The 16,465-nt window shown below is 63.6% G+C and carries 18 protein-coding genes; 7 read left to right on the forward strand and 11 right to left on the reverse strand.

Features of this window, described 5'->3' with window-relative positions:
• Nucleotides 1-38 precede the first annotated feature (38 nt).
• A complete protein-coding gene (lipB, locus tag ACODTA_RS23475; RefSeq protein ID WP_489069183.1) occupies nucleotides 39-698 on the reverse strand; it encodes a lipoyl(octanoyl) transferase LipB in 660 nt (219 codons plus the stop codon).
• Nucleotides 699-811: 113 nt separating this feature from the next.
• On the opposite strand from lipB, the gene ACODTA_RS23480 reads away from it, so the two are divergent.
• Nucleotides 812-1,588, forward strand: a complete 777-nt coding sequence (locus tag ACODTA_RS23480) for a DUF7847 domain-containing protein (RefSeq protein WP_489069185.1) — start codon at nucleotides 812-814, stop codon at nucleotides 1,586-1,588.
• On the opposite strand, the gene ACODTA_RS23485 is transcribed toward ACODTA_RS23480, so the two are convergent.
• The 3 genes from ACODTA_RS23485 to ACODTA_RS23495 are packed head-to-tail and all read right to left on the reverse strand — an operon-like array spanning nucleotide 1,585 to nucleotide 3,466.
• Nucleotides 1,585-2,181, reverse strand: a complete 597-nt coding sequence (locus ACODTA_RS23485; protein WP_489069187.1) for a GNAT family N-acetyltransferase — start codon at nucleotides 2,179-2,181, stop codon at nucleotides 1,585-1,587. The two genes, ACODTA_RS23480 and ACODTA_RS23485, sit on opposite strands and share 4 nt — an antisense overlap.
• The gene (gene hemF, locus ACODTA_RS23490; RefSeq protein ID WP_489069189.1) at nucleotides 2,178-3,020 is read right to left on the reverse strand and encodes an oxygen-dependent coproporphyrinogen oxidase; all 843 of its coding nucleotides are present in this window, start codon (nucleotides 3,018-3,020) and stop codon (nucleotides 2,178-2,180) included. Before hemF ends, ACODTA_RS23485 begins: the two co-directional genes overlap by 4 nt.
• On the reverse strand, nucleotides 3,017-3,466 hold the full coding sequence (locus ACODTA_RS23495) for a tRNA (cytidine(34)-2'-O)-methyltransferase (RefSeq protein WP_489069191.1): 450 nt from the start codon (nucleotides 3,464-3,466) through the stop codon (nucleotides 3,017-3,019). Before ACODTA_RS23495 ends, hemF begins: the two co-directional genes overlap by 4 nt.
• A 248-nt stretch (nucleotides 3,467-3,714) precedes the next feature.
• On the opposite strand from ACODTA_RS23495, the gene petA reads away from it, so the two are divergent.
• Genes petA through ACODTA_RS23515 form a run of 4 tightly spaced genes read left to right on the forward strand, consistent with a single transcriptional unit; the run spans nucleotide 3,715 to nucleotide 7,016 of the window.
• Nucleotides 3,715-4,284 carry a ubiquinol-cytochrome c reductase iron-sulfur subunit gene (petA, locus tag ACODTA_RS23500; RefSeq protein WP_489069193.1) on the forward strand — a complete coding sequence of 190 codons (570 nt, stop codon included), beginning with the start codon at nucleotides 3,715-3,717 and terminating at the stop codon, nucleotides 4,282-4,284.
• Nucleotides 4,285-4,295: 11 nt separating this feature from the next.
• The gene (locus ACODTA_RS23505) at nucleotides 4,296-5,597 is read left to right on the forward strand and encodes a cytochrome b (protein ID WP_489069195.1); all 1,302 of its coding nucleotides are present in this window, start codon (nucleotides 4,296-4,298) and stop codon (nucleotides 5,595-5,597) included.
• A gap of 14 nt (nucleotides 5,598-5,611) precedes the next feature.
• The gene (locus tag ACODTA_RS23510) at nucleotides 5,612-6,457 is read left to right on the forward strand and encodes a cytochrome c1 (protein ID WP_489069197.1); all 846 of its coding nucleotides are present in this window, start codon (nucleotides 5,612-5,614) and stop codon (nucleotides 6,455-6,457) included.
• Between the two features lie 7 nt (nucleotides 6,458-6,464).
• The gene (locus ACODTA_RS23515; RefSeq protein ID WP_489069199.1) at nucleotides 6,465-7,016 is read left to right on the forward strand and encodes an adenine phosphoribosyltransferase; all 552 of its coding nucleotides are present in this window, start codon (nucleotides 6,465-6,467) and stop codon (nucleotides 7,014-7,016) included.
• 37 nt (nucleotides 7,017-7,053) lie between these two features.
• On the opposite strand, the gene ACODTA_RS23520 is transcribed toward ACODTA_RS23515, so the two are convergent.
• From ACODTA_RS23520 to ACODTA_RS23550, 7 genes are all read right to left on the reverse strand, one after another.
• Nucleotides 7,054-7,506, reverse strand: a complete 453-nt coding sequence (locus ACODTA_RS23520) for a MaoC family dehydratase (RefSeq protein ID WP_489069201.1) — start codon at nucleotides 7,504-7,506, stop codon at nucleotides 7,054-7,056.
• A gap of 47 nt (nucleotides 7,507-7,553) precedes the next feature.
• On the reverse strand, nucleotides 7,554-8,786 hold the full coding sequence (locus ACODTA_RS23525; RefSeq protein WP_489069203.1) for an alkaline phosphatase family protein: 1,233 nt from the start codon (nucleotides 8,784-8,786) through the stop codon (nucleotides 7,554-7,556).
• A 114-nt stretch (nucleotides 8,787-8,900) separates the two neighbouring features.
• Nucleotides 8,901-10,001 carry a redox-regulated ATPase YchF gene (gene ychF, locus ACODTA_RS23530; RefSeq protein ID WP_489069205.1) on the reverse strand — a complete coding sequence of 367 codons (1,101 nt, stop codon included), beginning with the start codon at nucleotides 9,999-10,001 and terminating at the stop codon, nucleotides 8,901-8,903.
• A gap of 122 nt (nucleotides 10,002-10,123) precedes the next feature.
• Entirely contained in the window at nucleotides 10,124-10,693 is a 570-nt protein-coding gene (pth, locus tag ACODTA_RS23535) for an aminoacyl-tRNA hydrolase (RefSeq protein ID WP_489069207.1), read from the reverse strand.
• Nucleotides 10,694-10,788: 95 nt separating this feature from the next.
• Complete coding sequence (locus ACODTA_RS23540; RefSeq protein WP_489069209.1) at nucleotides 10,789-11,403, reverse strand: 50S ribosomal protein L25/general stress protein Ctc; 615 nt, start codon at nucleotides 11,401-11,403, stop codon at nucleotides 10,789-10,791.
• Between the two features lie 121 nt (nucleotides 11,404-11,524).
• On the reverse strand, nucleotides 11,525-12,409 hold the full coding sequence (locus ACODTA_RS23545) for a TraB/GumN family protein (RefSeq protein ID WP_489069211.1): 885 nt from the start codon (nucleotides 12,407-12,409) through the stop codon (nucleotides 11,525-11,527).
• A gap of 43 nt (nucleotides 12,410-12,452) precedes the next feature.
• A complete protein-coding gene (locus tag ACODTA_RS23550; protein ID WP_489069212.1) occupies nucleotides 12,453-13,346 on the reverse strand; it encodes a TraB/GumN family protein in 894 nt (297 codons plus the stop codon).
• Nucleotides 13,347-13,506: 160 nt separating this feature from the next.
• Here ACODTA_RS23550 and ACODTA_RS23555 point away from each other — a divergent pair, with 160 nt between their 5' ends.
• Together ACODTA_RS23555 and glyS are read left to right on the forward strand one after the other, a co-directional pair.
• A complete protein-coding gene (locus ACODTA_RS23555) occupies nucleotides 13,507-14,379 on the forward strand; it encodes a glycine--tRNA ligase subunit alpha (protein WP_489069214.1) in 873 nt (290 codons plus the stop codon).
• The gene (gene glyS, locus ACODTA_RS23560; RefSeq protein ID WP_489069279.1) at nucleotides 14,379-16,412 is read left to right on the forward strand and encodes a glycine--tRNA ligase subunit beta; all 2,034 of its coding nucleotides are present in this window, start codon (nucleotides 14,379-14,381) and stop codon (nucleotides 16,410-16,412) included. Before ACODTA_RS23555 ends, glyS begins: the two co-directional genes overlap by 1 nt.
• The last annotated feature ends 53 nt before the right edge of the window (nucleotides 16,413-16,465 follow it).

The raw sequence follows: 16,465 nt of genomic DNA on the forward strand, positions 1-16,465 counted from the left end.
CAATCCGTCGCCCAGCGTAAACACAAACTTGATGTGCCTCAACCCTGTCTTTGTGCACCGCACATCGAAGTCAGGAAGTTCGGAAAAGCGCGCGTCAGTGCTGCGTCCAGCGCGGCCATGTCGCTGTTCTTGCCCAGTTTCGAGAGGCTGGTGACCGGAAAGTCCGGCAGGCCACAGGGTACGATGCCGCCGAAATGGGACAGGTCGGGATCAACGTTGACCGAAAAGCCGTGCATCGTCACCCAGCGGCGAACCCGCACGCCGATCGCTCCGACCTTCGCTTCCTGGCCCTGGTCGTCGGTCCAGATGCCGATCCTCCCCTCCGCGCGCCGGGCCGCGACGCCCAGTTCCGCCAGTGCATCGATCACCCAGCCTTCCAGCGCGTGAACGAAGCACCGGACGTCGCGCCCGCGCTTGCTCAGATCGAGCACGACATAGCCGATGCGCTGGCCGGGGCCGTGATAGGTGTAGCGTCCGCCACGCCCGGCCGGATAGACGGGGAAGCGCGCATCGATCAGTTCGGCCGGGTCGGCGCTCGTGCCTGCCGTGTAGAGTGGCGGATGTTCCAGCAGCCAGACGAGTTCGCCCGCTTCACCGGCGGCGACAGCCGCGGCGCGCTCTTCCATCCCGGCCAGCGCTTCGGGATAGGAAACCGGCGTGTCGCTGACGCGCCATTCGATCTCTGAGGGGATGTTCATGGATCGCCATGTGCGCTGACCGGGGCGCGGCTGCAACCCCGTGCTTCGGACTGAAAAACCCGTTCCCACTTTGCGGGGAACCACTCTAGAAGGACGGCCGCAAAGGAGACCGGATGATTAATCTCTCGATCAGTCGCGCATGGAACCAGACGATGGCGTTCGTTGCGCGCGAAGCCGGGCTGCTCATGCCGGTCGCGTTCGCCTTTGTCGGCTTGCCCAGCGTGATCCTCGGGCAGTTCACGCCCAGCATGGCGCCGGATCAGACTCCGGAGCCCGGGCCGTGGATGCTGGCGATCATTCCGATGGTCATCCTGTCGATCGCCGGCGGCCTGACGCTCAACAATCTGGTGCTGCGTCCGGGAATCAGCGTGGGTGAGGCGATCAGGCTGGCGATGCCCCGGATCCTGCCATTGGTGGGCGCTGCGCTGCTCCTCGTCCTGGCGGGCATGGTCGCCAGCATTCCGGTCCTCATGTTGGCGGCGGCGCTGAGTGGCGGGAATGTCGCGGCGGGAACGGGCATTGCCCTGTTTCTGATGGTCCCGCTGTTCATATTGGTCGGTATCCGGCTGATGTTCATGAACCCGGTGGCCGCGATGGAAGGGGCAGGGCCGCTTGCGATCGTTTCAAGAAGCTGGAAACTGACGCGTGGCCAGTTTTTCAAGCTGTTCACGATGTTCGTCGCGTTTTTCGTCGTGCTGATGGTCGCGAGCATCGCGCTTTCCTCGATCTTCGGGATCGTCGTCACGGTCGTGATCGGAAGCCCCTCGGATGAACCGATCGCGAAGCTGATCCTGGAACTGGTCAGCGCCGTGCTGAGCACGGTCTTTTCCGTCTATCTATCGACGATGATCGCGCATCTCTATGCGCAGGTTTCGGCGCCGCGAACCTAATCCGCGATCACGGGGATATGCGGCGCGGCTTCGCGCGGCAGATGGCCGGCCAGGCGCGGATCGGGGAAGGTTTCGATGAAGCGGGCGAAGGGCGTGAAGCCCTGCCGCTGATAGAAGCTGAGCGCGCCGGGATGGTCTAGCGTGCAGGTATGCACCCAGAGCCGCTCGATCCCGGCGCGCCAGCCCAGCGCCATCGCATGCGCCATCAGCCAGCGCCCATGCCCCTGTCCCGACAGTTCCGGGACCAGTCCGAAAAAGCCGATCTCGCATTGGCCCGAGGTCCGGAAGTCGAGCTCCAATATCCCGACTTCGATGCCGCGCGCGTCGAGCACCGCGTAGATTTCATCAAGCGGGTCGTGGATGATCGCTTCGAGCCGGTCGTCCGCCATGATGAGCCGCGAGAACCATAGCCAGGGTTCGCCGATCCTGCGGAAGAGCTGACGATATTTATCGGCGCTTGGCGCGTGCCAGCGTTCCAGCCTCAACGGTGACGGGGGCAGGGGGCGAGCGGGCGGGCGCTTGCGCATCTCGAGCGAGGTAACGACGGCGGCGACATGGCCCCGCGCCACCGGAGTCAGCCCGGCGGTCGTCATTCCCAGCTCGCCATCGGCGGCAGGCTCATCAGGATGGCGTCGACATTACCGCCGGTCTTGAGCCCGAACAGCGTGCCCCGGTCATAGACAAGGTTAAATTCGGCGTAGCGTCCGCGCCAGGCGAGCTGGCGGGCGCGGTCGGCGTCGGTCCATTCGCTGTTCATCCGTCGCCGCACGATTCGAGGGTAGATGTCGAGAAATGCCTCGCCGACATCGCGGGTGAACGCGAAGCTCGATTCGAAATCGCCTTCGAGGTGATCGTAGAAGATGCCGCCCACGCCGCGATGCACGCCGCGATGGGGAATATAGAAATAATCGTCCGCCCATTGCTTGAAACGCGGATAATGCCTGGGATCATGCGCATCGCAGGCGGTTTTGAGGCGTGCGTGAAAATCGGCCGTATCGGCTTCATGGGGAATCGGCGGGTTGAGGTCGGCGCCGCCGCCGAACCACCGCTTGGTGGTCGCCAGGAAACGGGTGTTCATATGCACGGCCGGCACATGGGGGTTGGCCATATGCGCGACCAGGCTGATGCCGGTGGCGAAGAAGCGCGGATCTTCCGCCGCGCCGTGGATGGTCTTGGCGAAGTCCCCTTCGAATCTGCCGCCGACGGTCGAGACGTTCACGCCGACTTTCTCGAAGACCTTGCCCTTCATCACCCCGCGTACACCGCCACCGCCGGGGCTGCCGTCGGGATCGACGCGGTCCCAGGCAAGATAGTCGAAGCGCGCGTCGCTGCCGGCGTCCCGCTCGATCGCCTCGAATGCGGCGCATATCCGATCGCGCAGGCTTTCGAACCAGGTGCGTGCCGCTTGTTGCTCGGTATCGAGCTCGATCATTCCGGCATTCCTCCTGTCTGCCTGAGCGCTTCGGTGAGCGCGATGCCAGCCGACATGCCCAGATTCAAGGATCGAAAGCCGGTGCGCAGCGGAATACGCACGCGCAATTCGGCTCGATCGTGCACGGCATCGGGAACGCCCGCGCTTTCGGATCCCATCAGCAATATGTCGTCGGGCGCGAATACCGCCTGATGGAGCGGCACCGCGCCACGTGTGGTCAAGAGCGCGAGGCGGCCGGTCCGCGCGTTGTCGAATGCCGCCCAATCGGTGTGACGCGTGATTTCCGCCGCGGCGGCATAATCCATGCCGGCGCGCGCGAGACGCTTGTCCGAAAAGGCGAAGCCGCAGGGTTCGATGATATCGACGGCGATGCCGTAACAGGCCGCCAGACGCAGGACAGCCCCGACATTTCCGGCGATTTCTGGTTGATAGAGAGCAATTCGCATGATGCGCCATTAGAGCCGATTCCCCCGGCTGGGAAACACCCTGAACGCCTGAAATCGCCGCTTGGTGAAAGCCCCGGGCGCGGGGGTGCCGCGGAACAGTCAAATTGCAGTTGGCAAAACCGCCGTCACTTGGCTATCAGGCCGGCGATCCGCCCCGGACCAAGGGCGGAATGAGGGGCTTGGTCACGTGTTGCCGCGCATGCGCGGCCGATCCCCTGCATATCGATTCGAACCGCAAGGGCAGGTGAATGGCTACGCTGGAACAGACCGCCCCGAGCGAGACCGACCCCTCCGAGGAGGGTGTGCGCCGCCGGGATTTCATCAATATCGCGGCGGTCAGTTTCGCCGGAGTCGGCGCGGCTGCCGTGGTGCTGCCGCTGATCAACCAGATGAACCCCTCGGCGGACGTGCTCGCGCTCGCCTCGATCGAGCAGGACGTTTCGGCGATCCAGCCGGGGCAGGCGATCAAGACGGTGTTCCGCAAACAGCCGCTCTTCATCCGCCACCTGACTCCAAAGGAGATCGCGGAGGCCGATGCGGTGCCGGTGGATTCGCTGCGCGATCCCCAGTCGCTCGCGGAGCGCACCAAGGAAGGTAAGCAGCAGTGGCTGATCACCATGGGCGTCTGCACCCATCTCGGCTGCGTGCCGCTGGGTGCCGCCGAGGGTGAGAATCGCGGTGAGTTCGGCGGCTATTTCTGCCCCTGCCACGGTTCGCACTACGATACGGCCGCGCGCATCCGCAAAGGTCCGGCACCCAAGAATCTGGAAGTGCCGGAATATGAATTCACGTCGGACACGCTGGTCCGGATCGGGTGAGGTAGACACAGATGAGCTTTCCCTGGGCTGAGCAATATGCGCCGAAGCACCCGTTGATGCGCTATCTGGACGAGAAGCTGCCTGTGCCGCGTCTCGTCTACAATGCGATCGGCGCCGGTTATCCGGTTCCGCGCAATCTCAATTACTTCTGGAATTTCGGCGTTCTCGCTGGCGCGGCGCTCGCGATCCAGATCATCACCGGCATCGTCCTCGCCATGCATTATGCGGCGAACGGCGCGGTGGCGTTCGATTCGGTCGAGCACATCATGCGCGACGTCAATGCCGGCTGGCTGCTGCGCTATGCGCACGCCAATGGCGCGTCGATGTTCTTCATCGTCGTTTATGTCCACATGTTCCGCGGCCTCTATTACGGATCGTACAAGGCGCCGCGTGAAATGGTCTGGCTGCTCGGCCTTGTCATCTTCCTGCTGATGATGGCCACCGCCTTCATGGGCTACGTCCTTCCCTGGGGCCAGATGAGCTTCTGGGGCGCCAAGGTGATCACCGGCCTGTTCGGCGCGATCCCGCTGGTGGGCGAACCGATCCAGACCTGGCTGCTCGGCGGTTTCGCGCCGGACAACGCCGCGCTGAACCGCTTCTTCTCTCTTCACTATTTGCTGCCCTTCGTGATCGCGGCCGTGATCGTGCTGCACATCTGGGCGCTGCACATTCCCGGCTCGTCGAACCCGACCGGCGTGGAAGTGAAGGGGCCGCAGGATACCGTTCCTTTCCATCCCTATTACACGGCGAAGGACGGTTTCGGGCTGGGCGTGTTCCTGATCGTTTTCGCGCTGCTGCTCTTCTATGCGCCGAACTATCTCGGCCATGCTGACAACTATATTCCGGCGAACCCGCTCTCGACGCCGGCTCACATCGTTCCCGAATGGTATTTCTGGCCGTTTTACGCGATCCTCCGCGCCTTCACCGTCGATTTCATCCTGCCGGCGAAGCTGTGGGGCGTGCTGGCGATGTTCGCGGCGATCCTGCTGCTGTTCTTCCTGCCCTGGCTCGACAAGTCCTCGGTCCGTTCGGCCAATTACCGGCCGCTCTACCGCAAGTTCTTCTGGTTCGGCCTGATCCCCTGCGTCGCCGTGCTCGGCTATTGCGGCGGCGCTCCGGCGGAAGAACCCTATGTGATGATCTCGCAGATCGCCGCAGCTTATTATTTCGCGCACTTCCTGATCATCCTGCCGATCGTGTCGAAGATCGAGCGGCCGCTGCCGCTGCCCAATTCGATCACCGAAGCGGTCCTGGCGGGTAAGGACGGCGCAACGCTCTCGACCAACACTGCCTCCGCGCAGCCGGCCGAATAAGGGGTTAGAACAACATGGTCCGTCCTATCGGCTTCCTGGTCGGTCTCGGCTTCGTAGGCGTCCTTTTGTGGTCGCTGCTCTGGGGTGCCATCGCTTTCGTGAGCGAGCCTCCCGCCAAGACCGTGGAACACGAGTTCCACCTGACCCCCAAGCACGTGTCCTTCTCGTTCGAGGGACCGTTCGGCAAATATGATCGCGGTCAGTTGCAGCGCGGCTTCCAGGTCTACAAGGAAGTTTGCGCCGCCTGTCACTCGCTGCGTCTGGTTTCCTTCCGCGACCTGCAGGGCATTGGCTTCACCGAAGGCCAGACCAAGACGATCGCGTCCGAATGGGCGATCGAAACGCCGAGCATCAATCCGGAAACGGGCGAGCCGGCTACGCGCAAGTCGATTCCCTCGGATCGCTTCCCGTCGCCCTTCGCCAACGAGATCGCCGCGCGTGCCGCGAATGCCGGCGCGCTGCCGCCCGATCTCTCGCTGATGACCAAGGCTCGCCATGACGGCCCTGCCTATGTCTATTCGCTGCTGACGGGCTTCCAGAACCAGCCGGCGGAACTGCTCAAGCATTTCCCCGATGCGAAGACTCCCGAAGGCCTGCACTTCAACCCGTATTTCGCGAACCTTAATCTCGCGATGGCGCCGCCGATCACCGGCGACGGGCAGGTCAGCTATTCGGACGGCACAAAGGCAAGCGTCGACCAGATGGCGAAGGACGTCTCGGCGTTCCTCACCTGGACGGCGGAGCCCAAGCTGGAAAATCGCCACAGCGTCGGCCTGGGCGTGATCATCTTCCTGCTGTTCTTCACCGTGCTGACCTGGATGGCGTACCAGAATATCTGGCGCGACAAGAAGGCGCACTGAGCATCCGATGAGCGCCTCCAGTGAAGCCAATGCCGATCTGAAGGCGCTCATCCGCACCATTCCGGACTTTCCTCAGCCCGGAATCCAGTTTCGTGACATCACCGCCTTGCTGCTCGATGGCCCCGGCTTCGCCGAGACCGTCGATCGGCTGGCTGTGTTGGCGCGTCCGATGGCGCCCGATCTCATCGCATGCGTCGAGGCCAGGGGCTTCCTGTTCGGCGCGGCGCTCGCGAAGGAATTGAAGCTGGGCGTGCTGCCCATCCGCAAGCGCGGCAAGCTGCCCGGTCAAACCGTCGGCGTGGATTATGCGCTCGAATACGGCACGGACCGGCTGGAGATGCACGCGCACGACCTGATCCCGCCCAGGCGGGTGTTGATCGTCGACGATCTGATCGCCACCGGCGGTACGGTGATGGCGACCGCGGAGCTTGTCCGTATCCAGGGCGGCGAGGTGGCCGGCGCGCTGTTTGTCGTGGACCTGCCCGAACTGGGCGGTGCGGACCGGCTGCGTCAGGCCGGGATCACCGTCGAAAGCCTGGTAGCCTTCGACGGGCATTGATCGAGCGGAAGCTTTCCCTTCCGCTTACCCTTCCATTTCAACCTTCGGCCGGTCGCCTGCGGATGAGCGCGGTGTTCACGTAGCTCATGACCTTCTCGTCATCCTGGTTGAAGATGCTCAGGCGCGATCGATAGGTACCGCGATCAGGCTTGCTGCGCGATTCGGTCTTTTCGAGGATCTCGATCTCGCAGCGCAGCGTGTCGCCGGGATAGACGGGTTTCCACCAGCGCAGATCGTCGATGCCGAGCCCGCCGAGCCCGGCCTGTTTCGTGGTTTCCAGATGTGCGACGATCATCGACATCGACATCGCAGCAGTATGCCAGCCGCTGGCCGCGATCCGGCCAAAATAGGTCTTGGCGGCCGCCTCGTCCGAAAGGTGGAAGGGCTGGGGATCGAACTTCTTCGCGAATTCGATCACCTCGTCGCGCGTCACCTCATACCGGCCGAACCGTGTCGTCGACCCGACCTCGATATCCTCGAAATACTGCATCATCACCTCCGCGAAGCCAGTGCTTCAAGCTGACGCTCCCGGAAACGTCAATCGCCGACTGTCCGAAGGATCGGTCGCAGCGTCTTCGTATCGCCATCATTGGGCTGAGCCGGCACGCCGATCAGTGACGCCAGCAGGGGGTAGAGATCGACATTGTCGAACTTCGCCGGGATCGTGCCGTCGCGCCGGAATGCGGGGCCGTGGACGAGGAACAGGGCGGTCATGTCCGGATCGTCCGGATCATAGCCATGATCCCCCTTGTTGGTCGGCAGCCGTCCGGCCATTACCTCCGCACCCGGTTTGGCGAGGCATAGAAATGCGGCGACGCGTGGGTTCGCGCCATAGCGAAAGCGCTTGGGGACATCGCCCTTTCGCCAGCAGTCCATATTCGGATTGGGCGCAAGCAGCGCGCGCGCGACGATCGCGTCATGGCCGGGCATGGGGTCGATCGATGCGAACGGACCGAAGCTGATCAGGCGATAGCTGCCTTGTGGCAGCAGCTTCTCGATCAGCACGGTCCTTTCGGGTTCGATCTGCCGCATGCCGTGATCGGAGACGATGACGAGATTGGCGGGTTGACCGAGTGCATCGAGGCCTGCGGCAAGCTCGCCGATCAACGCGTCCGCCTCTCGCACCGCCGCGATCGTCGCATCGCTGTGCGGGCCCTGCTTGTGACTGGTCTTGTCGACCAGGTCGAAATAGAGCGTCACGAACGCGGGGCGGATCGCGGCGGGGCGCCGCATCCAGTCCATGACGGTTCGCACGCGTTGCGCTTCGGTGTAATTGGGATCGAACCGGGCCCAGTCGCTCGGGCGGATGCCGTCATGCGGCGCTTCCTCGCCGGGCCAGAACATCGTTCCCGTCAATATCCCGTTCTTCTCGGCGGTGATCCAGATCGGCTCCGCCTCCGCCCACCAGAACGGATCGGCGGCCGCCAGCTCCTTGCTCTGGAAGCGGTCGTTCGGGCGGCGGGGATCGAACAGGGTGTTGGCGACGATGCCATGGCGGTCCGGCCTGAGGCCAGTGACCAGCGTGTAATGATTGGGGAAGGTGAGCGTCGGAAAACTCGGACGCATCGTCGCCTTCACTCCAGCCCTGGCCAGTGCGTCGAGCACAGGTGTGTCGCCGCGACCCAGATAGTCGGGATGGAGCGCGTCGATCGAGATCAGGATGGTGACGGGCCGTCGCCGCTCGACCGCCGGAGCGGCGGGCGGCGGTGGCATCGTCGCGCAGGCCGACAGGGTGATCGCGGCGAGAGACAAAAGCAGGGATCGGAACATCGAGCTTTCCAATGACCTCATCCTGCTACGGGAATGTGACCCTAGAACCTTTCTTATCCAATATCATGCGCGCTTTCCGGCCGAAAACCGGTTCCCACTTTTTCGGGAAGCGCTCTAGACGTTGAACCTGAACAAAAGGACGTCACCGTCCTTGACGACATATTCCTTGCCTTCGGAGCGCAGCTTGCCGGCATCGCGCGCGCCAGCCTCGCCCTTGTTGACGATATAATCGTCGAACGCGATCGTCTCGGCGCGGATGAAGCCGCGTTCGAAATCGGTATGGATGGCACCTGCGGCTTGTGGTGCCTTGGCGCCGGCCTCGACGGTCCAGGCGCGCGCTTCCTTCGGACCGACCGTGAAGAAGGTCAGCAGGTGCAGTAGCGCATAGCCGGCGCGGATCACGCGCGCGAGGCCGGTTTCGGTCAGGCCGAGCTCGGACAGGAACTCACCGCGCTCCTCGGCGGGCATCGTAGCGATTTCCGCCTCGATCGCGGCCGAGACCACCACGGCCTCGGCGCCTTCCGCCTTCGCCTTCTCAAAGACGCGCGCGGAGAAAGCGTTGCCGTTGGCGGCATCCTCTTCATTGACGTTGCAGACATAAAGCACGGGCTTTGCGGTCAGAAGCTGGGCCTGTTGCAGTACGCGCTCTTCCTCGACATCCTTGGGCTGGGTCAGCCGCGCGGGCTTGCCGTCGCGCAGCAACTCCAGTGCCTGGCCGAGCACACTGGCCGCGATCTTCGCTTCCTTGTCGCCCTGCGCCGCCTTCTTGGCATAGTTGGGAACACGCTTTTCCAGGCTTTCCAGATCGGCGAGCATCAGTTCGGTCTCAACCGTCTCGGCATCGGCGATCGGATCGACCTTGTTGTCGACATGCTGGATGTCGTCATTCTCGAAGCAGCGCAGCACATGGACGATCGCGTCCACCTCGCGGATATTGCCGAGAAACTGGTTGCCCAGGCCTTCACCCTTGCTGGCGCCGCGCACCAGCCCGGCGATGTCGACGAAACCGAGCTGGGTTTCGATGATCTTGGCCGAGCCTGCGATGCCGGCGAGCGCCTGAAGCCGCTCGTCGGGCACCGCGACATTGCCGACATTCGGTTCGATCGTGCAGAAAGGATAATTCGCCGCCTGCGCCGCGGCGGTTTCGGTGAGCGCGTTGAAGAGCGTCGATTTGCCGACATTCGGAAGGCCGACGATACCGCAGCGGAAACCCATGATGTTTTCTATCCTTCGATGTCATTCCCGCGAAAGCGGGAATCCATACGATGCCCGTGCGAGTCTGTGAATCTTCTGGCTTCCGCTTTCGCGGGAATGGCATTGAGGGTCAATGCGCGGCTTCAATCCTGAAGCCGCAGCGCCACCTCGTTCATGAAGCGGGCATCGTCGCCCTCCGCCAGCCAATCGGCTTCGCCCGCGATCGCGCCGAGCATGTCGGACAGCGGCTCGATCTCGACCTTCGCGTAATTGCCCAGCACATGGCCGGTCACCCGATCCTTGTGGCCGGGATGGCCGATGCCGATGCGCACGCGGCGGAATGCGTTGCCGATATGCGCCTCGGTCGAGCGCAGCCCGTTATGGCCGGCGGTGCCACCACCCGTCTTCACCTTCACCTTGAAGGGGGCGAGATCGAGCTCGTCGTGAAAGACAGTCACGTCATCCACCCCAAGCTTGTAGAAGCGCATCGCCTCGCCGACGGCGCGACCGCTTTCGTTCATGAAGGTGGCGGGCTTGAGCAGCAGAATCTTGTCCGATCCGATGCGTCCCTCTTGCGTCCAGCCCTGGAACGCCTTTTTGACCGGGCCGAAGCCATGGACTTCGGCGATCGCATCGACGGCCATGAAGCCGACATTGTGCCGGTGCATCGCATATTGCGCGCCCGGATTGCCGAGACCGACCCAGATTTGCATGGGATTGTCCTCGCGACCCTCCGAAGCCCGAGCCGATCAAGACCGATTGCCCGCGCCGCGCTGAATGCGGGGCACGGGCAATCGGGATTGTGCGATTACTCGCCTTCGGCCTGGGTCTCGTTGTCGCCTTCGCTCGACTTGAGCGCTGACGGTGCGACGAGCGTGGCGATGGTGAAGTCGCGATCGGTGATCGCCGATTCGGCGCCCTTGGGCAGCTTCACCGCGGAGATGTGGATCGAATCGCCCACGTCGAGGCCGGCCAGCGAAATCTCGATCTGGTCGGGGATGTTGGCTGCATCGCAGACCAGTTCAAGCTCGTGGCGCACGATGTTGAGCACGCCGCCACGCTTGATGCCGGGCGAATTGTCCTCGTCGGCGAAGTGCACGGGCACTTCGACATGAACCTTCGCATGCTCGCTGATGCGCAGGAAATCGACATGGATCGGGCGATCGGTGACGGGGTGGAACGCCACGTCCTTCGGCAGCGTGCGAATGGTCTTGCCGCCGACGTCGATCATGACGACGGTGTTCATGAAGTGACCGTTCGAAAGCTGCTTGTTCAGGACCTTTTCCTCGACGTGAATCGAGACGGGGTCTTCCTTGTTCCCATAGATGACGGCGGGCACGCGGCCTTCACGGCGGAGGGCACGGGAGGCTCCCTTGCCAGCCCGATCGCGCGCTTCGGCCGACAGCGTAAGCTGATCGCTCATATGCATGTCTCCAAATGCTGGTTGTTCAATCCCGCCACGCCTCCAGGGATGACCATGACGGGAAGCGCGGGCCTATAGGCGGAACCGCGCCCAGATGCAAGCTGGCTCGGGTTTGACGCGCTTATTGGATGCGCTCGACCTTCAATCCCTGTGCCTGAAGCAGTGACTGGACCGAATCCTTGCCGGCCAGATGGCCAGCGCCCACCGCGACCATCACGGTGCCGGGCGTATCGAGCCGTTTCCTGATCCATTCGGCCCACGCGGTATTGCGGCGATGAAACAGCGCCTCCGCGAGCTCCGGCGACTGGCGAAGTTCGGCATCGAAGCTCGCGGCGATCTTGTTGGTGTCGCCGCTCGACCAGGCTTTGATCATCTTGGCGAAGGCGGCATTGGTATCCGCCGCATCGTCGATCACGCTCACCAGGAACCGTCGCTGCGTTTCTTCGGGCAGTCCGTCGAACATCCGCATCTGCGCATCGACGCTTTCGAGCGCGCCGATCGGCTTGCCTGCGCTCTTGAAACTATCGCCAAGCTGCTGCTCGACGCCGGCCCCGGGCTTGGAGTCGAGCGTGCGCAGCGTGGCCGAGGCGAGCGCGATCGCCGCCGCCCAGGTTTCCAGTCCGTCGAGTGAGGTCGCTGGAATGTGGCTCTTTTCGATCAGCACATCGAGCGCGGCACGCTTGCCGGCGGGCACGCGGTCACGAAGCGCGGGCAGCCCAGGCGAATAGGCGAGGGTGCGCATCGCCTCTGCCTGTTGCTCGGCGATGCCGTCCGGAACGATCTCCAGGACAAGCTGCTGCGCGCGCTCGGCGGCGCCGTCGAAGGCCTTGGTCCGCCATCGCGTGTCCGGCGGCAGCAGGTGGATGGTGCCGAACAGATAGATCGTCGTATCGGCATCCGCGACTTTCCAGAGCGCGGGCTTGGGGGCGGGCTCAGCGGGGGCGGAGGCGCAGCCGGCGAGCAGGGATCCGACGAGCGCGGGGATCGAGAGAAGGAATCGCTTCATGGAGCGCCATGTTGGGATGCGCGGCTGACTTCGCAATGAATGCTCAATATTTGATGCGCTTTGCCCTGATGCGATAGGCCTTGAGCTGATCCTGCACGCTGCTCTTGCCGGCGAGATGGCCGGCGCCGACGGCGATGAAGACGGTGCCGGGCTGGTCCATCCTCTTGTCGATCCATTCGGCCCAACGGGCATTGCGATCGGTCAGCAGGATCTTGGTGAGCTCGGGTGTTTCCTGCATCGACTCGTTCATCAACGCGGCAAGCCCGGCCGGATCGCCCTTGGCCCAGGCGCGGTCCATCTTCTCCATCGATTCGCCCAGCGTCGGAATCTCGTCGACGGTCGCGTTGAGGAACGCGATCTGCTGCTCTTCGGGGAGGCTGTCGAAAAAGCCGAGCTGTTGTTCGGCGGATTCGAGCTGGCCCAGTTTCTTGCCGGCCTGGGTCGCGGCGCGGGTCAGGATCTTCTCCGCGCCGCTGTTGAGATCATAGCCATATTTGCCGAGCGGCATCACCGCGAGCGTAATCGCCGCCATCCAGGGCTTCATCGCCTCGAACGCCTGATAGGGGACGCCAAGATCGCCCATCGCCTTGATATATTTGGCGCGCGCGGGCTCCGCCAGCTTCTCGCTGAGCGGCGGACCGTCCGGGTCGATGCCCTTGGTGGTCATCAGCGTCTGCATGGCGGCCTGATCGGGCTCGATCATCTCGAGCACCAGTTCGTCGGATGCATCGAAAGCGGTCCTCACGGCTTCATCGAACCAGGAAAGGCCAGGTTTCAGGATATGAACCGTCCCGAACAAATAGATGGTGGTGTCCGAATCCTTCACCACCCAGATCGCGGGATCGGCGTCGGTCGTGCCCGCGATGGGGGCCTGCGCCGCGACCGGGGGCGCCAGCATCGTCGCGGCGGCCAGCGCCGCACCGAGGAGCTTCTTCATGTTATCACCCCACTTTTGGAAAAGACCGGATATCGCCGGGCAATAGAGCGTGCCGGCGCAACCTTCGCAAGCCTTGCCGCAGCAGCCGTTCTTCTTGACCATCCGGACCGCATCCGCCAAAGGCTCGCGCGAGATTTTTTGCATCTGCGAAGGCCGGAAATTGACCGACTCGAAGCCGCCGAGCTTCCAGCAACTCATCCTCACGCTCCATGATTACTGGAGCGAGCAGGGGTGCGTGATCCTGCAACCCTATGACATGCGCATGGGCGCCGGCACCTTTCATCCGGCGACGACGCTGCGTGCGCTCGGCCCCGATCCGTGGAATGCTGCCTTTGTCCAGCCATGCCGGCGGCCGACCGATGGCCGCTATGGCGAGAATCCGAATCGCGGACAGCATTACTACCAGTATCAGGTGATACTAAAACCCAGTCCGCCCAATCTCCAGGATCTTTATCTGGGGTCGCTCAAGCGGATCGGCATCGATTTTTCGAAGCACGACATCCGCTTCGTCGAGGACGATTGGGAAAGCCCGACTCTCGGCGCCTGGGGGCTGGGCTGGGAAGTCTGGTGCGACGGTATGGAAGTGACGCAGTTCACCTATTTCCAGCAGATGGGCGGTTTCGACTGCAAGCCGGTGGCGGGCGAGCTCACCTATGGGCTGGAGCGCCTGGCGATGTACATCCAGGGCGTCGACAGCATGTACGACCTGGACTTCAACGGTCGCGGCGTCACCTATGGCGACATCTTCCTCGAGAATGAGCGCCAGATGTCGACCTGGAATTTCGAGGTGGCGGATACCGAACGCCTGTTCGACCTTTTCCGCAAGGCGACCGCCGAATGCGAGCTGTGCCTGGAGCGCAAGCTGCCGATCCCGGCCTATGAACAGGCGATCGAGGCCAGCCATATCTTCAATCTGCTCAATGCGCGGGGCGTGATCTCGGTCGCCGAGCGCCAGGCCTATATCGGTCGCGTCCGCGATCTCGCCAAGGGAAGCTGCGCGGCCTGGATGGAACATAATGGGTGGACGGCGTGATGGCGGATTTCCTGCTTGAATTGCTGTCCGAGGAAATCCCGGCGCGGATGCAGGACAAGGCGCGCGCCGATCTCGCGCGTCTGTTCGGCGAGGAACTGGCGAAATCGGGTCTGACGCCCGCTGCGATCGAAACCTTTGCGACGCCCCGGCGCCTCGCGTTAATCGCGCGCGGCTTGCCGTTGCAAACCGAAGCGGTGTCGGAGGAGCGCAAGGGCCCACGGGCAAACGCGCCCGAACAGGCACTGGCGGGCTTTCTGCGCTCGACCGGCCTGGCCCGCGAGCAACTGGTCGAGCGTGACGGCGTCCTGTTCGCGGTGATCGAGAAGCCCGGTCGCGATACCGCCGAAGTGCTTGCCGAGGCGGTGCCCGCGATCGTTCGGGCCTTTCCCTGGCCGAAATCGATGCGCTGGGGCGCGGCAAGCCAGACGACCGAAAGCTTGCGCTGGGTCCGTCCGCTCCAGGGCATTGTCGCTTTGCTCGGCGACGCGGTGGTGCCGTTCGAGATCGAGGGCGTTGCATCGGGCGCCGAAACCGTCGGCCATCGCTTCCACCATCCCGGCCGCATCACCATCGGCAATGCTGACGACTATGCCGCCAAGCTGCGTGCCTGCCACGTCATTGTCGATCAGGATGCGCGCAAGGCGCTGATCCGCGATGGCGCGACGGCTGCGGCGGCGAATGCCGGGCTGGTGCTGGTCGAGGACGAAGGGCTGGTCGCCGAGAATGCCGGGCTCACCGAATGGCCGGTGCCCTTGCTCGGATCGTTCGATCCCGCATTCCTCCAGGTGCCGCGTGAGGTGATCCAGCTCACCATGCGCACCAACCAGAAATATTTCGCGGTCAACGATCGCGACGGCAAGCTTGCGCCCAATTTCATCTGCACCGCGAACATCGTCGCAACGGACGGCGGCGCGAAGATCGTCGATGGCAACCGCAAGGTGCTGGCGGCGCGGCTGTCCGATGCGAAGTTCTTCTGGGAACAGGATCTGAAGGCACCGCTCGACGCTTATCTGCCCAAGCTCGAGAACATGTTGTTCTATGAAGGCATGGGCACGCTGCGGGCCAAGGCGGAACGTATCGCCGCGCTCTCGGCCTGGATCGCGGCCGAATATTTCCCCGAACGCGATCCCGAAACGGCCCGTCGCGCCGGGCTCCTCGCCAAGGCCGATCTCGCGACCGGCATGGTCGGCGAGTTTCCTGAGCTGCAGGGTATCATGGGCGGCTATTATGCCGAACATGCCGGCGAGAAACCGGGCACGGTCTCCGCGCTGCAGCAGCAATATGTCGCCGCGGTCGAAGGCTGCATCCCGGCATGCGTTGCGCTGGCCGATCGGGTCGACACGCTGGCAGCCTTCTTCGCGCAGGGCATCCGGCCGACCGGGTCGAAGGACCCATTCGCGCTCCGCCGTGCCGCTCTGCAGACGATCCAGACCATCCTGGTCAACGGCACGCGGCTGAGCCTGATCGCAGTGCTGGAGCGCGCCAAGGCCGGCCTGTCGACGGGTGGCGAGAGCATCTCGCTCGATACGGCTGAACTGCTCGATTTCTTCGCCGACCGCCTCAAGGTGCAGCAGCGCGAGGCGGGTGTGCGCCACGATCTGATCGACGCGGTGTTCGCGCTGGGCGGCGAGGACGATCTTGTTCGCTTGCTGGCACGTGTGAAGGCTTTGCAGGGCTTTGTCGAAACCGAGGACGGCGCCAATCTGCTTGCCGGCTACAAGCGCGCGGCGAATATCCTGAAGAAAGAGGCCGAGCCGACCGTCGCAGCCGCGGCGCCGTCCGAACCGGCGGAAATCGCGTTGGTCGCGGCGCTCGATGCCGCCGCGCCGAAGGCGGATGCGGCGATCGCGGCCGAGGATTTCGAAGGCGCAATGGCGGCGCTCGCAACGTTGCGCGCACCGATCGACAGCTTCTTCGAAGCGGTGATGGTGAATGATGCCGACCCGGCCAAACGGGCGGCGCGACTGGGGATGCTGGCACGGGTTCGCGATGCGGTGCACCGCGTCGCGGATTTTTCCAGAATAGAGGGCTGAGCGCGAGTTTCGACATCATCCCGGAAATCGAAGCGAAGCTCCACATTTCAACA

The sequence above is a fragment of the Sphingomonas sp. FG14 genome (assembly GCF_057809675.1).

Coding starts and splice junctions, on each gene's coding strand:
- lipB (WP_489069183.1), bottom strand. CDS start 698: ATGAACATCCCCTCAGAGATCGAATGGCGCGTCAGCGACACGCCGGTT.
- ACODTA_RS23480 (WP_489069185.1), top strand. CDS start 812: ATGATTAATCTCTCGATCAGTCGCGCATGGAACCAGACGATGGCGTTC.
- ACODTA_RS23485 (WP_489069187.1), bottom strand. CDS start 2,181: ATGACGACCGCCGGGCTGACTCCGGTGGCGCGGGGCCATGTCGCCGCC.
- hemF (WP_489069189.1), bottom strand. CDS start 3,020: ATGATCGAGCTCGATACCGAGCAACAAGCGGCACGCACCTGGTTCGAA.
- ACODTA_RS23495 (WP_489069191.1), bottom strand. CDS start 3,466: ATGCGAATTGCTCTCTATCAACCAGAAATCGCCGGAAATGTCGGGGCT.
- petA (WP_489069193.1), top strand. CDS start 3,715: ATGGCTACGCTGGAACAGACCGCCCCGAGCGAGACCGACCCCTCCGAG.
- ACODTA_RS23505 (WP_489069195.1), top strand. CDS start 4,296: ATGAGCTTTCCCTGGGCTGAGCAATATGCGCCGAAGCACCCGTTGATG.
- ACODTA_RS23510 (WP_489069197.1), top strand. CDS start 5,612: ATGGTCCGTCCTATCGGCTTCCTGGTCGGTCTCGGCTTCGTAGGCGTC.
- ACODTA_RS23515 (WP_489069199.1), top strand. CDS start 6,465: ATGAGCGCCTCCAGTGAAGCCAATGCCGATCTGAAGGCGCTCATCCGC.
- ACODTA_RS23520 (WP_489069201.1), bottom strand. CDS start 7,506: ATGCAGTATTTCGAGGATATCGAGGTCGGGTCGACGACACGGTTCGGC.
- ACODTA_RS23525 (WP_489069203.1), bottom strand. CDS start 8,786: ATGTTCCGATCCCTGCTTTTGTCTCTCGCCGCGATCACCCTGTCGGCC.
- ychF (WP_489069205.1), bottom strand. CDS start 10,001: ATGGGTTTCCGCTGCGGTATCGTCGGCCTTCCGAATGTCGGCAAATCG.
- pth (WP_489069207.1), bottom strand. CDS start 10,693: ATGCAAATCTGGGTCGGTCTCGGCAATCCGGGCGCGCAATATGCGATG.
- ACODTA_RS23540 (WP_489069209.1), bottom strand. CDS start 11,403: ATGAGCGATCAGCTTACGCTGTCGGCCGAAGCGCGCGATCGGGCTGGC.
- ACODTA_RS23545 (WP_489069211.1), bottom strand. CDS start 12,409: ATGAAGCGATTCCTTCTCTCGATCCCCGCGCTCGTCGGATCCCTGCTC.
- ACODTA_RS23550 (WP_489069212.1), bottom strand. CDS start 13,346: ATGAAGAAGCTCCTCGGTGCGGCGCTGGCCGCCGCGACGATGCTGGCG.
- glyS (WP_489069279.1), top strand. CDS start 14,379: ATGGCGGATTTCCTGCTTGAATTGCTGTCCGAGGAAATCCCGGCGCGG.